The organism is Desulfomicrobium salsuginis (assembly GCF_054657795.1).
The window spans coordinates 1,277,208-1,292,625 of the sequence record NZ_BAAHYA010000001.1 but is presented as its reverse complement, the minus strand read 5'-3'; the positions used below and the strand labels follow the sequence as shown (position 1 = coordinate 1,292,625).

The 15,418-nt window shown below is 65.9% G+C and carries 12 protein-coding genes; 5 read left to right on the top strand and 7 right to left on the bottom strand.

Annotation, left to right across the window (positions count from 1 at the left end; translation table 11 throughout):
- Positions 1-13: 13 nt before the first annotated feature.
- The gene (lepA, locus tag ACYQ3G_RS05800; RefSeq protein WP_459823560.1) at positions 14-1,816 is read right to left on the bottom strand and encodes a translation elongation factor 4; all 1,803 of its coding nucleotides are present in this window, start codon (positions 1,814-1,816) and stop codon (positions 14-16) included.
- Positions 1,817-2,088: 272 nt separating this feature from the next.
- Between lepA and ACYQ3G_RS05795 the strand changes: the two genes are divergently transcribed.
- The 4 genes from ACYQ3G_RS05795 (at position 2,089) to ACYQ3G_RS05780 (ending at position 6,825) form a co-directional block, all read left to right on the top strand.
- The gene (locus tag ACYQ3G_RS05795; RefSeq protein WP_459823557.1) at positions 2,089-2,946 is read left to right on the top strand and encodes a LytR/AlgR family response regulator transcription factor; all 858 of its coding nucleotides are present in this window, start codon (positions 2,089-2,091) and stop codon (positions 2,944-2,946) included.
- Positions 2,947-3,036: 90 nt separating this feature from the next.
- Positions 3,037-4,983 (top strand): acetate--CoA ligase, encoded by a 1,947-nt coding sequence (gene acs / locus ACYQ3G_RS05790; RefSeq protein WP_459824192.1) that lies wholly within the window; start codon positions 3,037-3,039, stop codon positions 4,981-4,983.
- Positions 4,984-4,997: 14 nt separating this feature from the next.
- Complete coding sequence (locus ACYQ3G_RS05785; RefSeq protein ID WP_459823555.1) at positions 4,998-6,143, top strand: geranylgeranyl reductase family protein; 1,146 nt, start codon at positions 4,998-5,000, stop codon at positions 6,141-6,143.
- 1 nt (position 6,144) lies between these two features.
- Positions 6,145-6,825, top strand: a complete 681-nt coding sequence (locus ACYQ3G_RS05780; RefSeq protein WP_459823552.1) for a four helix bundle suffix domain-containing protein — start codon at positions 6,145-6,147, stop codon at positions 6,823-6,825.
- A 3-nt stretch (positions 6,826-6,828) separates the two neighbouring features.
- Here the strand turns inward: ACYQ3G_RS05780 and ACYQ3G_RS05775 are convergent, their stop codons facing one another.
- Positions 6,829-9,231 carry an acetate--CoA ligase family protein gene (locus tag ACYQ3G_RS05775; protein ID WP_459823549.1) on the bottom strand — a complete coding sequence of 801 codons (2,403 nt, stop codon included), beginning with the start codon at positions 9,229-9,231 and terminating at the stop codon, positions 6,829-6,831.
- A gap of 174 nt (positions 9,232-9,405) precedes the next feature.
- Positions 9,406-11,907 carry a 2-oxoacid:acceptor oxidoreductase family protein gene (locus tag ACYQ3G_RS05770; RefSeq protein ID WP_459823546.1) on the bottom strand — a complete coding sequence of 834 codons (2,502 nt, stop codon included), beginning with the start codon at positions 11,905-11,907 and terminating at the stop codon, positions 9,406-9,408.
- A gap of 279 nt (positions 11,908-12,186) precedes the next feature.
- Here ACYQ3G_RS05770 and ACYQ3G_RS05765 point away from each other — a divergent pair, with 279 nt between their 5' ends.
- Positions 12,187-12,777, top strand: coding sequence for a hypothetical protein (locus ACYQ3G_RS05765; RefSeq protein ID WP_156902389.1), 591 nt, complete (start codon positions 12,187-12,189; stop codon positions 12,775-12,777).
- A gap of 49 nt (positions 12,778-12,826) precedes the next feature.
- On the opposite strand, the gene ACYQ3G_RS05760 is transcribed toward ACYQ3G_RS05765, so the two are convergent.
- Genes ACYQ3G_RS05760 through hisI form a run of 4 tightly spaced genes read right to left on the bottom strand, consistent with a single transcriptional unit; the run spans position 12,827 to position 15,418 of the window.
- Complete coding sequence (locus ACYQ3G_RS05760; protein ID WP_459823542.1) at positions 12,827-13,396, bottom strand: hypothetical protein; 570 nt, start codon at positions 13,394-13,396, stop codon at positions 12,827-12,829.
- Positions 13,353-14,120, bottom strand: a complete 768-nt coding sequence (locus ACYQ3G_RS05755) for a tetratricopeptide repeat protein (protein ID WP_459823539.1) — start codon at positions 14,118-14,120, stop codon at positions 13,353-13,355. The genes ACYQ3G_RS05760 and ACYQ3G_RS05755 overlap by 44 nt, the downstream gene beginning before the upstream one ends.
- Positions 14,121-14,159: 39 nt before the next feature.
- A complete protein-coding gene (gene hisG / locus ACYQ3G_RS05750; RefSeq protein ID WP_459823536.1) occupies positions 14,160-15,041 on the bottom strand; it encodes an ATP phosphoribosyltransferase in 882 nt (293 codons plus the stop codon).
- Complete coding sequence (gene hisI / locus ACYQ3G_RS05745) at positions 15,041-15,418, bottom strand: phosphoribosyl-AMP cyclohydrolase (RefSeq protein ID WP_459823533.1); 378 nt, start codon at positions 15,416-15,418, stop codon at positions 15,041-15,043. The genes hisG and hisI overlap by 1 nt, the downstream gene beginning before the upstream one ends.

Below are 15,418 nucleotides of genomic sequence, written 5' to 3'. Positions count from 1 at the left end.
AGAGTTGTCTGGACTATTCGTCCGGTTGGAGGGCGGCCAGGAACGCTTCCTGGGGAATTTCCACGCTGCCCATGCGCTTCATGCGCTTCTTGCCTTCCTTCTGTTTTTCCAAAAGCTTGCGCTTGCGGGTGATGTCGCCGCCGTAGCACTTGGCGGTGACATTCTTGCGCAGGGGGGAGACCCGCTCGCGCGCGATGATCTTGCTGCCGATGGCCGCCTGGATGACGATCTCGAAGAGCTGCCGATGGATGACGCGCTTGAGCTTCAGGGCCAGGGCCCGGCCCCTGTAGGCCGCGTTGGAGCGATGCACGATGACGGCCATGGCGTCAACGGGCTCGGAGTTGATCAGCACGTCGAGCTTGACCAGGTCGGCCTCGCGATAGTCGATGACCTCGTAGTCCAGGGAAGCGAAGCCCTTGGTCACGGACTTGAGGCGGTCGAAGAAGTCGTAGACGATCTCGGCGAAGGGCAGCTCGTAGCTGATGACCACGCGGGTCGAGGTCAGGTAGCGCATGTCCTTCTGGATGCCGCGCTTCTCCTCGCACAGCCCCAGCACGTTGCCCACATAGTCGTTGGGGACGTGGATCTCCATGCGCACGAACGGTTCGGCGATGGACGCGATCTTCTCCTGCGGGGGAAGGTTGCTCGGGTTGTCGATGTCGAAGGTCGCCCCGTCGGTGCGGGTCACGCGGTAGATGACCGAGGGCGCCGTGGCGATGAGCTTGGCCTGGAACTCGCGCTCCAGACGCTCCTGGATGACCTCCATGTGCAAGAGGCCCAGGAAGCCGCAGCGGAAGCCGAAGCCCAGGGCCTGGGACGTCTCGGGCTCGTAGTAGAGGGCGGCGTCGTTCAGCTGCAGCTTTTCCAGGGACGACTTCAGGGTGTCGTACTCGGCCGGCTCCACGGGGTAGAGGCCGCAGAAGACCATGGGCTTGACGGCCTTGAAGCCGGGGAAGGGCGAATCCGTGGGCCGGTCCGGGTCCGTGACGGTGTCGCCGACCTGGGCGTCCTTGAGTTCCTTGATGGCCGCGCAGAGAAAGCCCACCTCGCCGGGTCCCAGTTCCTTGATGTCCATGGCCTCGGGCGAGAAGACGCCGAGCCTGGTCACTTCGAATTTCTTGCCCGTGGCGCACATCTGCACGCGCTGGCCGTTTCTGATCGTACCGTCGATGACGCGGAAGAGCACGACCACGCCCTGGTAGGAATCGTACCAGGAGTCGAAGATCAGGGCCTTGAGCGGCGCGTCGGTGTCGCCCTTGGGCGCGGGGACGCGCTCCACCAGGCGCTCCAGCAGGTCCTCGACGCCCAGGCCCGTCTTGGCCGAGACCTTGGCGATGTCGGTGCAGTCGAGGCCGATGACCTCCTCGATCTCCTCGGCCACGCGGTCGGGCTCGGCGCTGGGCAGGTCGATCTTGTTCAGGACCGGCAGGACCTCGAGGTCGTTGTCCAGGGCCATGTACACGTTGGCCAGGGTCTGGGCCTCCACGCCCTGGGTGGCGTCGACCACCAGCAGCGCGCCGTCGCAGGCGGCCAGGCTGCGGGACACCTCGTAGGAGAAGTCCACGTGGCCGGGCGTGTCGATGAGGTTCAGGATGTACTCGCGCCCGCTTCTGGACTTGAAGGGGATGCGCACGCTCTGGGCCTTGATGGTGATGCCGCGCTCCTGCTCCAGTTCCATGCGGTCCAGGTACTGGTCCTTCTTCTGGCGATCGGAGATGAGGCCGGTCTTCTCCATGATCCTGTCGGCCAGGGTGGACTTGCCGTGGTCGATGTGAGCGATGATGCTGAAATTTCTGATGTGTTCTTGCTTGGCCATATGTCCTTGCGGGGAGGTCGAAGCTCCCGTTCATTACGGATATAAACGTTTTCCAATATGTGATTTCGCGAGCGTTGTCCAACGGCGTCGCAGCAGGGGAAATTCCGGAACGGCTCCGGAAAAGCCGAGTAAATCCAGGTCGTTGCTGGAAATTCCGCCGAAATTGAGGGAAGGGGGGAGAGACCGGGGCGCCTCGCAAGCGGGAACTTGAGCTCGTTGGAAATCAAGGATATATGATCGGTTGCCCCATTACCCGCGACCAGGCTGGCATCATGCCCAAACTCAAAGCTCTGCTGCTGCACCCGGACCCGCAGGTCCGGTCCCAATTGCGGGACATGCTCGCGCCTGTCAAGGAGATCACCGTGCTCGGGGAAGCGGTGACCTCCTTCGAGGCCCTGGAGATGCTGTCCTTCATCCCCTACGACGTCTTCTTCATGGGTACGGAGCTGCCCCACGGCGTCAGCGGCATGGAGCTGGCCGCGCACCTGGCCCAGGGCGACGACCCGCCTGCCCTCATCTTCCTGGCCACGGAAGAGGACCACGCCTTCACCGCCTTCGAGCTCGGCGCGGCCGACTACATGCTCTGGCCCGTGAACGCCAACCGCTTCGCCCGGGCCATCGAGCGCCTGCGGCCCCTGCTGCCGCGCAAGAAGGCCGCCCCGCCGACCCAGCCCCTGCGTTCGCGCGAACAGATCCCCGAAGAGACCCTGCAGCTGTCCATGGGCGAGGACGAGGAAGAGGTCTTCGTCAACGCCCTGCGCCAGGCCTGGGACATGAGCCGCGAACGGCCGCCCGAAATCGAGAAGCTGCCCGTCAACCAGGAGGGCCGCCACATCCTCGTCCCCTACACGCAGATCGTCTACGTGGAGGCCTACGAGGACTACAGTTTCGTGCACACGGCCCAGGACCGCTTCCTGACCTCCTACCGCCTGAAGAACCTGGAGGCGCGGCTTCGGCCCCACCGTTTCTGCCGAGTGCACCGCAAGTACCTGGTAAACCTGGACATGGTCACGGAGATTGCGTCCATGCCAGGCGGCAATTTCATGCTGCGCACGGCCGGCCGCAAAAAGATCGAGCTGCCCGTCAGCCGCCGCCGCATCGGCGAACTGAAAAAAATATTGCAACTCTAGGGCGCTCACCTGCCCCACACGGCCGCTAGCCGAGAACAGGCTTGGCCCGAAACGCAAATCGAGTAGAGCATTATGGAACGACGCACCGGCATGAATCGCGGCCTGCCGCGCAAGGAGAAGGCCATGAAAGAATCCGACATGGCATACAGCGAGGAACTCGTCTTCCGCCCCCTGCCCCAACTGGTCATCGAGGCCAACGTCAACCCGCAGGAGTTCGCCACGGCCCAGGCCTCGGCCCGCGCCGACCACCTCGGCTACTGGGAGGACGCGGCCCAGGAGCTGGACTGGTTCCGCAAGTGGGACAAGGTCCTCGACGACTCCGACGCCCCTCGCTACCGCTGGTTCAAGGGCGCCCAGTGCAACATCGTCTACAACGCCCTGGACCGCCACATCGAGACGGCCAACAAGAACAAACTCGCCCTGATCTGGGAAGGCGAGGCCGGCGACACGAAGAAATACACCTACTACGAACTGTACCGCGAGGTGAACAAGCTGGCCAACGCCATGCGCTCCCTGGGCGTGGCCAAGGGCGACCGCGTGGTCCTGTACATGCCGCTCATCCCCCAGACCATGATGGCCATGCTGGCCTGCGCCAAGATCGGGGCCGTGCACTGCGCGGTCTTCGCCGGCTTCTCGGCCAAGGCCCTGCGCCAGCGCGTCACCGAGGTCGAGGCCAAGCTGGTGGTCACGGCCGACGGCTTCTACCGCAACGGCCGCATCATCAACCTGAAGGCCACGGTGGACGAGGCCCTGGTCGGCGGCTGCGACTGCGTGGAGACCGTGGTCGTGGTCAACCGGGCCAAGCTCGACGTCGAGATGAGCGAGGCCCGCGACATCTGGTACGACGCCCTGGTCCGCCAGGAGCGCTCCGACGCGGCCACGGAGATCATGGACGCGTCCGACCCGCTCTTCATCCTGCACACCTCGGGCACCACGGGCGAACCCAAGGGCATCGTCCACGGCCACGGCGGCTACATGGTCGGCCTGCACCGGTCCCTGGACTGGGTCTTCGACATCAAGCCCACGGACATCTTCTGGTGCACGGGCGACATGGGCTGGATCACGGGGCACAGCTACGTGGTCTACGGCCCTCTCATCGCCGGCACGACCACGGTCATGTACGAAGGCCACCCCCTCTACCCCCAGGCCGACCGCATGTGGGACATTGTGGCCCGCTACGGCGTGACCATCCTCTACACCGCGCCCACGGTCATCCGCATGCTCATGCGCTACGGGCACCAGTACCCGCGCATGCACGACCTCTCGACCCTGCGCCTCTTGGGCAGCGTCGGCGAGCCCATCGCCCCGGACACGTGGCTGTGGTTCTACAAGCACATCGGCCACTCCCAGTGCCCCATCCTGGACACCTGGTGGCAGACCGAGACAGGCGGGTGCATGATCACGCCCTTTCCGGTCTCGGTTCTGAAACCCGGTTCCGTGCACCGGCCCATGCCCGGCGTGGAGGTGGACATTGTCGACGACGACGGCCAGCCCGTGGAGAACGGCATGGCCGGCAACCTCGTGGTGATCAAACCCTGGCCGGCCATGCTGCTCGACGTGTACCGCAAGCCCGAGCTCTTCGAGACCGCCTACTGGCCCCTGGGCCCTGGCAAATACTGGGCCGGCGACATCGCCACCCGCGACGAGGACGGGCTCGTCTGGATCCACGGCCGTTCCGACGACATCATGAACATCGCCGGCCACCGCATCGGCAACGTCGAGGTGGAGAACGCCTTCCTGTCCCACAAGGCCGTGGCCGACGCGGCCGTCATCGGCATCCCGGACAAGATCAAGGGCGAGGTGGCCAAGGCCTTCGTGGTCCTGCAGCCCGAGTTCGCGGCCCTGGACGACCGCAACGAGATCATCCGCATGCTCAAGACCCACCTGCGCAAGGAGGTGGGCCCCGTGGCCGTGGTCCGTTCCGTGGAATTCGTGGACGCCCTGCCCCGGACCCGCAGCGGCAAGATCGCGCGACGCGTCCTCAAGGCCCGCGAGGCCGGCGTCAACATCGACATGACGGCCATCGCCGAGGACTGAGCCGGGCCAGGAACGTGCACCATGCCGATGTGATCATCGCCGGGGCCGGGCCCGCGGGCAGCACCGCGGCCCTCGTCCTGGCCCGGCGGGGTTTCGACGCCCTGCTCCTGGACAAGGCCTCGTTCCCGCGCCCCAAGCTCTGCGGCGGCCTGCTGACCTGGAAAAGCATGCGCCTGCTGGAGCGGCTGCACGGCTGTACCGCCGATGGCCTGATCCGCGAAGGCATCGTGGACACCGTGGCCGGCGGCTTCGCCCTCCATCTCGGCGGGCATCCGCTGATCCGGGACCGACTGGCCTACCCCTTCCACCTCGTCCGCCGCGCCCGCTTCGACGCGTTCCTGCTGGACCAGGCCCTGACGGCCGGTGCGCGAATCCTCCACCATCACGAAATCGTCGGCTGTTCCCCCCAAGGGAACGTACGCACGCAACAGGACGAGTTCCGCGGCCGCTTCGTGCTCGGCGCCGACGGGGTCAATTCCGTGGTCCGCAGGTGCTTCGGCCTGTGCCGGGAGCGCTGGCAGAGAAATCTCGCCGCGGCCATCGAGATCACCGTGCCGCGTGAAGCCGCGCCGAGAATCACCGACGTCCCGGAACTGCACGCGGGTTTTCTGCCCACCGGGTACGGCTGGGTCTTCCCGAACAGCGCCGGCATGGTCATGGGCGTCTGCGGCCTGCGCCGGAACGGCGAAAATTTCCGCAACACTTTCAAAGCGTTCCTGCGCTACCTCCATGTCGATGACCCCGACGCATTCCTGCGGCAACACGCCCTCGAAGGCCACCCCATCCCCTACGGCAACGCTCTCCCCGACCCGGTCCGCGGCAACGTCCTGCTGGCTGGCGACGCCGGGGGCTACGCCGACCCCCTGCTGGCCGAGGGCATCTTCTACGCCCTGCTGACAGGCTGGTACGCCGGCGAGGCCCTGGCGGACGCCCTGGAAAAGGGCCTCCACCCAGGCCCAGCCTACCGCGAGCGCATCAGGCGTCACGTCATGCCCGAAATGCGCGGGGCCAACCGCCTGCGCTGGCTCCTCTACGGCCTGAACAAGATCGACGCGCGGAACCTGGGACGGTATTTCCGGCTACGCGGGGGAGCGCTGGCCGAGATGGTGCACGGCATGCGGTCCTATGATTGGGGCAGGAAAAAACGGTGGGACTTCTGAGATGCAGGAGGCGCTCATCCCGAAGCACGGCGGCTACCGGGGCCTGAAGAGTTTTCGGGTGGCGCAGTTGGCTTACGACGTGACGGTGCTGTTCTGCGATCGCTTCGTGAACAGGCGCAGCCGCACCCACGACCAGATGGTCCAGGCCGCGCGCTCGGGCGTGCAGAACATCGCCGAGGGCAGCCAGGCGTCAGGCACGTCGAGGAAGATGGAACTCAAGCTGACCAACGTGGGCCGCGCCAGCCTGGAAGAGCTGCGCCTGGATTATGAGGATTTTCTGCGGCAACGGGGCCTGCCGCTACTGGAGCCGAGCCACCCGGCGCTGGTGCGGTTCAGGGAGCGGCGCTGTGCTAGGCTTGATGAGGTGCGGCAGTGGGTCAGGGAAGAAATGGACAGGCAAAAGGCAATGGACAAACACGGACTTTCACGGACCGGCACGGACAAAGCACAAGAGGCGCTTTCCGGTCCGGGGTCCGTGCCCGTCCGAGTTCGTCCGTGTCAGTCCATCAAGTCCATTCCCCCTCTCTCCCCCGAAACCCTGGCCGCCAACGCCGCCCTGTCCCTCCTCAATCTGGCCTGCCACCTCCTGGACCGCCAGCTGTCCGCCCAGGCCGACACCTTCCTTCAAGAGGGCGGCTTCACCGAGCGGCTGTACCGCCTCCGCTCGAAGCGCCGCCCGTAAACCTCAGCCCAGCCCGCCTCGCAGCAGGTCGGCGTAGAGCCTGGCCTGGATGTACTGGGCCAGGGCGGCCACGGCCCGGTCGCAGACTGGGAAGACCGGCACGCCGCCGGCCATGAGCGCGTCGCGCAGGGGGTCGTAGAGGCGGCCGCCGTCGATGACGCCGATGACCGGCTTGTCGCTCAGCCTGGCCACCGCCGGCAGAAGCTGCGCGATGCCCCCTTCGGCCCCCAGATCGAAGGCCGGCACGCCCGTGTCCGCCAGGGTGTGCATGGCTGGCGAGAGGGGGTCCAGGCCCAGGATGACCGCGTCCACGCCCGGGTCTTCGGCCAGGATGGCGGCCACTCGGGCATGGGCCTCGTCGTCGGCCGAGGGGTTGATGTCCAGAGGGTTGGCCACGCTGACCAGCTTGTCCAGCCGCTTCTCCCGCAGCAGTTCCCCGATCCTCTCGACCGTGTCCGCCGCAAAGGGCGCCAGTTGCATGGCGTAGTCGTCGCTCTGGATGGAGTCGGCCATGCCCACGGCCTCGAAGCCCGCACCGCTGACGGCGGCCAGGCGGTTGCCGCGGATCTTCTTGCCGTGCAGGGTCTCGGCCAGCAGGAAGAGGTCCTGGAACTGGTTGAAGTTCTGGGCCACGATGGCCCCGGCCTGGCGCACGCAGCTCTCGCAGACCATGTAGTCCCCGGCCAGGGAGGCCGTGTGGCCGCTGGTGGCGGACTTGCCCTCGGGAGTGCGGCCGGCCTTGTAGAAGACCACCTCCTTGCCCGTAAGCACGGCCTCGCGCACGGCCCGGCAGAAGGCCAGGCCGTCGAGGTCGTTGAAGCCCTCGGCGTAGACCGCGATGACATCCACCTCGTCCGAGTCCTTGAAATAGCTGACCATGTCGCCCAGGGTCAGGTCCGTCTGGTTGCCCATGGAGATCATGTAGGCCGGCGCCAGTTCCGGGCACTGGCTGCTGCGGTGCAGCATGAAGGCCCCGCTCTGGCTGACCAGGGCCGCATGGCGGTAGGGCTTGCCGCGCTCCCGCGGCAGCTTCTCCTCGGGGATGAACCACGTGTCGTAGCGGCCGGGCCGCGAAACAACTCCCATGCAGTTGGCGCCAAGAAACACGGGCCCGCCGTCGCCCTGGCCGTGGGCCGCGTCGATGCGGGCCATGACCTGCGCCGCCCTCTCCCGGCTGTCCTCGGTCTCGCCCATGCCGCCGGGGATGAGCATGACCGCCCGGGCCGCGTCCCGCGCGATGACATCCTCGACCAGATCCGGCACCTGGGCCGCGTTCACGGCCACGACGAGCAGGTCGAGCTTGTGGGGCAGACCCGCCAGGCCGGGCACGCAGGCCACGCCGCTTTCGTCGGGGCCGCCCTCGCGCAGGATGGTCACGTTTTCGGGCGCGAAACCCTGGGCCAGGATGTTGTCGAGGATGATGCGCCCGAAATTGCGGCGCGTGGCCGAGACGCCGACGATGCCGATGCGCTCCGGGTGCAGGAGATGGCCAATCTTGCCCACGGGCCGCGCCACGGGCCGGCTGCCGGGCACGGAGAAGCGGCACATGCCGTCCAGGGGCACCATGAGGTAGTCCGTGAAGGCGAAGGGGTTGATTTCGAGCTCTTCGATGACGAAGGGCGCGTCGGGGTTTTCCGGGGAGTAGAAGTTGGCCATGGCGATGAAGCTCTCGAAGCACTCGATGAGCTGGTCGTCGCCGACGATGCGGCGCTGGCCGCGGGTCAGGCCGGCCAGCTTCTTGTAGGAGATGGTCTGGCGGAAGAGTTCGAAGAAGGCCTCGCCGTCGGTCAGGGCCGTGGACGCGGCCACGATGGCCTGGCCCTTGCGGAAGCGCTGGGCGTAGAGTTCCGTGTCCGTGCCGCCGAGTCCCGCCGAGAGCACCATGCCGAACTCGCGCGTGCGGCGCAGGCCGACGATGAGCTCGTTGCCGAAGGCGTCGGAGTCGGGCGGCATGAACTGGACCTGCAGCACGCCCTTCAGGTCCCGGCTGATGGCAGCCACCAGTCCCTGCCCCGTGAGCCCGCGATAGGAGAGCGGCGCCGCGTCGGGGTGGCGTTCGATCCAGGCGGCGTAGTTCTCGGGCACCTCGTAGAGCATGCGCCGCAGGGCCGAGCGCACGCCGTCGGGCGTCTTGGGCACGATGCGCACGCCGCCGACCTCGGTCTTGTGCACGATGGTCGGCGAGACGATCTTGAGCACCGTCCTGTCGCCGGGCATGGCGGCCAGTTCCTCGTCCGACGGCCGCGCGCCGCGCACCAGCAGGTTGGCCCTGGGCGGGGTCTCGGCCCCTGACCTGGCAAGCAGAGTGTAGACCTCGTATTCGTACAGAAAGTCCCGCCCTTCCAGCTGCGCTTCGCGGAACAGGGCGGTGATGGCTTCGAAATCGATATAGTCGGGGGTATGCATGGCGTATCCCTACGGCGGCAAGATGTTCAGAACGACGGCCCGTTATGCCCCGAGCGAACCACGGGATCAAGGCCGGCGGAGAAGCCCGACCACGAAAAAAGCGGGCCGAAGCCCGCTTGCACGATACGATAAAAGGGTGCAGGGACCGCGTCCCTGCCCGCCGGAGGCATTCCCCTACTTCCCCCCCAGCTCCCGCCCGGCCAGGAAGGCCGCGTAGTTGGCCTGCCAGACGGCCGGCTTGGGGCTGACGTTCTTCAAGGCCTGCAGCCAGTACTCCGTGGGGAAGGAGTCGAAGGGCGGCAGGGTGCTCAAAACGCCGATCATGACCACGTTGGCGCAGCGGCCCGTGGGGTCGCCCAGGCCCAGGGCGGTGCTCAGGACGTCGACGTCGATGACCTTGTACCCATCCAGGGCCTGGCGCACGGCTTCGACCGAGGGGTAGTTCTCGGCCTTGAAGAGCGGGGGCATGATGGCCGTGTCGGCCAGGATGACCGTGCCGCCGGGCCGGAGCATGTCCAGGAAGCCGGGGCGGAAGACTTCGCTGCGTTCCATGCTGACCAGGCATTGGGTGGTGCCGGGCATGAGCACGGGCGAGTGGACGCTGCCGCAGGCGAAGGTGCTGATGACGGGGCCGCCCATCTGGGCCATGCCGTGGGTTTCGCCCTTGACGATGTTCTGCTTGTCGTAGCCCAGGAGGTAGGCCAGCTGGGTCATGACGCGGCCGAAGAAGAGGTTGCCCTGGCCGCCGACGCCGCGGATGGCCACGGACAGGAAGGGCGGCAGGCCGCCGGTCACGGGCGGCAGGTCGATGGATGCGGGCGGCGCGGGCAGCTCCGGGCAGGTCGTCAGGCCGCAGGCGCTCTGGTCGCGGGCCGGGGCGATGGCCCCCTTGGGACACATCTGGGCGCAGGCCGGATTCTGGCTGACGCAGCCCGTGCAGATGTTGTTGAAGAAAGGCAGGCCTTCGGCGTCGGCCTCGATGCCGGAGCAGATCTGGCACATGCCGCAGCGGATGCACAGTTCGGGGTCCACGGCCATTTTCACGCCGTAGGACTCCTTGGGCATCTTGCGGATGCAGGTGCCGGTGACCACGAGGGTGGTGAAGGTGCCGGCCTCGGCGTCGGCCAGGGCCTTTTTCAGGGCCTGTTCGAGATCCTTCCTTTCGTAGCCGCTGACCTCGACGACATTGGCGCCGTGGGCCTTGAGGCTGCCGTTCAGGTCGAAGACGTTGGGGTCGCCGGCCAGGTTGGCCGGGGAGGTCGGAGAGGGCTGGCCGCCGGTCATGGCCGTCCAGTTGTTGTTGAGGATGACCTTCACGCCCGGGATGTTGCGGAAGATGGTGTTGCGCGTGGCGTCCATGCCGCTGTGGCACTCGGTGCCGTCGCCCAGGACGGCCAGGCACTTGCTCGCCGCCTCGGGCCGGGACAGGACGTAGCCCAGGCGCTTGGCTTCGCTGGCGCCCATGGCCAGGGCCGTGTCCATGGCGTTCAGGAAGTGCAGGAGAGTGTTGCAGCCGATGTCGCCGAAGACTGCTTCGAGCTTGCCCTTCTTGCGCATCTTGCCGACGATCTGGCCGAACAGGCGGTACGGGCAGCCCGCGCAGATCATGGGCGGACGCGGCAGGCTGGCCACCTTGGACGCGCCGGCGGAAGAAGCCAGGCCCAGGCGGGCGGCGATGAGGGCCGGGGACCATTCGGTGACGGTCTCGTCCTGGCCCTTGCCTTGAACGGCGATGCCTTCGGCCAGGATGCCCTCCTGGATGAAACGGTAGCCGTCCTCGATGACGAAGACGGGGCCCGAGACGCTCTCGCAAAAGCGGCGGATGAGATCCATGGGCAGGGGGTAGGTGAAGCCCAGGGACAGGACGTCGATGTTCTTGCCCGTGGCGGCCTTTACCTCCTCGACGAAGAGGCCGTTCACGCCATGGGTGATGATGCCGACGCTGCCGTCGCCCTTGGTCCAGGTGTTCAGCGGGCTGTCCTCGACCATCTGGCGCAGGGCCGGGATGCGCGTGGTGCGGACCTGGTCGTGGAACATGCGCGCCCGGTTGGGCAGGGTGATGAAATCGCTCATCTTCTCGGGCAGGGGGGCTTTTTCACGCACGGCCGTGTCCATGAGCCGCACCAGCCCTTCACTGTGGCAGAGCACGCCCGAGGCGATGACGGCCACAGGGGTACTGAACTGCCGTCCGAGGTCTGCAGCGATGCGGGCGGCCTCGTGCATTTCCTGGTGGTTGCGCGGCTCGAAGACCGGCACGCAGCAGCTCTTGAGCACGTAGCGCGGGTCGACCAGATGCTGGGTGGAGCTGGGCGTGTAGTCGCTGGCGATGTAGTAGACGAGGCTGCCGCGCTGCCCGGTGTAGAAGGCGGCGCTGGTGATGACGTCGGCGGCCTGGAAGAGGCCGGGGATCTTCATGGTCACGACGCAGTCGCTGCCGGCCAGGGTGTGGCCGAAGCCCACGCCCGCGGCCACGGCCTCGTTCACGGACCAGCCCACGGTGATCATGTCCTGGACCTGGGACAGCCCCTTGTCGATGACCTCGGTGCTGGGCGTTCCCGGATAGCCGTCCGCGGCATGAATTCCCGCACGCACGCACCCCACGGCGAAGGCCATGTTGCCCTGGATGACCACACCCTTGCCCGCCTTGTCCGTACACATCGCCTTCACTGCACTCATGAATCCTCCAAAGTATAAAAAGACATCTAATAGCCGTACCGGTATGTAGAGACCACTCCGGTCCGCGGCTTGAGCCGGGACCGCCGGCCGTGTCACACGGCCCCCGTCGTCTGCCGGTACGCGAAGCTTCGGCCTTTCTCAAGCCCCGAAGCCCACGACAGCACTCTGGCCACAACGTTAAAAACTGTGCAAATTCGCTTAAAAAACAGGTGGATAAACTATATTATCGATTTTCCGTGATACCGTATCCACAGGCTTGCATCTTCACCGAGAATCTGCTTGAAGAAACCTCATATGGGAACCACCTACGCAAACATCACGCTCAAGGGACCGCAGGCGCAGGATATTCTGCAGGAACTCGGCAACCAGGGGAAGTCGGCCTTCGTCTCGCCGACCGAGGATGGGCTGACCACGGTCTACGAGATGGACAGCGACGAAGGTGACCCCTCCATCCTGACCGATCTGGCCGAAGACCTGTCGGGCTACTTCGGGTGTCCGGCCCTCGCCGTAAAAACCGAAGATGAAGAGCGGTTCTGCTACTGGCTCTACTCAGACGGAGAACTTGTGGATACCTATAAATCCGCAGCACCGTCCCTGGACCACGACGGCAAGGGCAAAAGCCTGGGCGGCAAGCCCGAGTTTCTGTCGCAGCTCTTCAATACCGATGTCACGAGCGAGGAAATCAGCGAAATCCTGCATTGCCCCGATCTGGATTGCGGCTTCTCTCTGGCCGTGGACCGGCATCTGAGCTTGGTGGAACTCCTCGGGCTGCCCATGTGCTCCGTGGGCTTCGGCTTTTGCGACCTGGATTCCGGGGAATACCCCGAAGACCTGGAAGACGAGGATCTGCTGCGCATCGACGTGGATTGAACCGTCCCACACCCGCGGCCAAACCCCGCCTCGCCGGGGCCAGGCCCAGTCATCCTTTCAGCAGACCGCGCCAGTGGCGCGCCCACTCCGGCGTATATCCCCCCTCCACACACGGCCCCATATGGATTGTTCTGGCACAGCCGCCCAGGGCCACGGGGGCGCGCGGCCATATTTCACGGACCATGCGTATGGCCTCGGCCGCGCCGGGGCACCAATACGTCATGACCGTGGTCACGAGGACAAGATCGGGGGCAGGGGAGAGGCGTTGCAGGGCGTGACGCACCGTGTCGGGGTGATGCCCGTAACGGCTGTACCGCCGCGGAACGCCCTGCAATGCTGCGGGCTTGGGCAGCGGAGTCTTGGGGAAGGGGCCCTTGCCCGTGGGGTGGGCCTTGGGCCAAGGCACTGCGGACCATGCGCGGTCCAGGCAGTCCATGAGCGCGACGCGGGCGCCTGCGGCCCGCATCATGTGCAGGCCCGCCAGCAGTCCGGCGGGGCGGGACCAGAGCCCGTAGGCCGCGAAATCGTGGATCCAGGGGTTCAGGCCGAGGACGCGCGGGCCGTCCTCGGGGCCGTCATTGCAGAAGGTCCAGGTAATCCCGGGCCGCTTTGGCTTCACCGGACTTGGGATACTTGGTGGCGATGCGCTCAAAGAGTTCCTTGGCTTCCATCGTCTTGCCGATGCGAACCTGGTGCTCGGCCAGGGCCAACATGGTCGACGTGCTGTTCATGTCGGCCTCCAGACCGCTCTTGAGCACCGATTCGGCATCGTCCATACGGTTCTGGGCGATGAAAGCGTCGGAGAGCAACTTGTAGGCAGGGATGAATCGCCAGTTCCGGGCCAGGGCCTTGCGGCCGAAATCCTCGGCCTCCTTGGCCCGCCCCTTACGCAGCAGGAGGCTGCCGAGGTTGTAGGCCGCGAACTCCGGGGTGACATAGGTCAAAATGCCGAAGGCCTTGCGATAGGCGGCCTCGGCCTCGGCATCCTTGCCCTGGGCTTCCAGCACCTTGCCCAGGTTGTTCCAGGCCTCGGCGAAGTCTTCGTCGATCTCCGCCGCCTTGGCGAACCCTTCCTGGGACTTCTCCAGTTCGTCCAGGCCCAGGTAGATGAGGCCCGCGTCGAAATGGTACCGCGAGAGGTGGTCGGCCGCACTCTCGACCTTGATGAGCTCCTGCAGGGCGATCTGGTACTGACGGCCGCTGATGTGGGACTCGACGAGGTTGAGCCGCAGGTCCACTTCCTTGTCGGTCATGCTGCCTGAGGACATCCCCCTGGAGCCGGCCTTGGCCCCGCACCCGGCAAGGGCCAGACAGAGAAGGCAGAGCAGCGCGAACTTCTTCATGGGCGTCTCCTGGGCGGCCCCCGGATCGGGGGCCCCGGATTAGATGACCTTGTTCAGGGAGTACTCGATGATGGCCTGGGCCCCGACGGACTGCAGCCTCGGGATCAGGTCGCGAACCTGGCAGGTCTCGACCACGGTCTCGATGGACAGCCAATCGGAATTGTGCAGGTGCGCCACAGTCGGGGAGTTCATGCTCGGCAGCAGCGCCATGACCTTGTCCACGGCCTCGGACGGGGCGTTCATCTTCAGGGCCACGAGCTTGTCGGCCCTGAGCGCCCCCTGCAGCAGGGTGTTCATGTTCTCGATCTTGGCCCGCTTCCACGGGTCGCTCCAGGCGTCCTTGTTGGCGATGAGCTGGGTGTTGGTCTGCAACAGCTCGGCGATGATGCGCAGGCCGTGGGCCTTGATGGTCGTGCCCGTCTCGGTGATCTCGACGATGGCGTCGACCAGCCCCTCGACCACCTTGGCCTCGGTGGCGCCCCAGGAGTACTCGACCTCCACGGGGATGCCGGCGTCCTGGAAATAGCGGCGGGTGAAGCCCACGAACTCCGTGGCGATCTTCTTGCCGGCCAGGTCTTCGGGACGGCGATAGGGCGCGTCGCCGGCCACGGCCAGAACCCACTTGGCCGGACGGTTGCTGGCCTTGGAGTAGATCAGGTCGTCGACGACGACCACGTCGGACTGGTTTTCCAGGATCCAGTCCTTGCCGGTCAGGCCGGCGTCCAGCAGGCCGCTTTCCACGTAGCGGGCCATCTCCTGGGCGCGGCACAGGGAGCAGGTCAGTTCCGGGTCGTTTATTTCAGGGAAGTAGTTCCGGTGGTGGGAGGTCACTTTCCAGCCCGCCTTGGCGAAAAGCTTGACAGTGGCCTCTTCCAGGGAACCCTTGGGAATCCCGATACGCATCTGTTTTCCATCAGCCATTATTTGTAAACCTCCTTGGGGTCGAAAACCATGGGGGAGCAGTCGGTCCACTGCCCCTTATCATCCCGTTCACGATAAAAACAGCTTCTGCGGCCCGTATGGCAGGCCGCGCCGCCGATCTGCTCCACCTTCACCAGCACCGTGTCCCGGTCGCAGTCCATGCGGATGGTCCGCACCTTCTGCACATGGCCCGAAGTGCCGCCCTTGTGCCACAGGCACTTGCGGCTGCGGCTGTAGTAATGGACCTCGCCGGTGCGCAAGGTCTCGTTCCAGGCGTCCTCGTTCATGTAGGCGAGCATGAGCACCTCGCCGCTGGCCGCGTCCTGGGCGATGACCGGGACGAGGCCACCGCACTTCTCGAAATCAGGCTGTTCCAT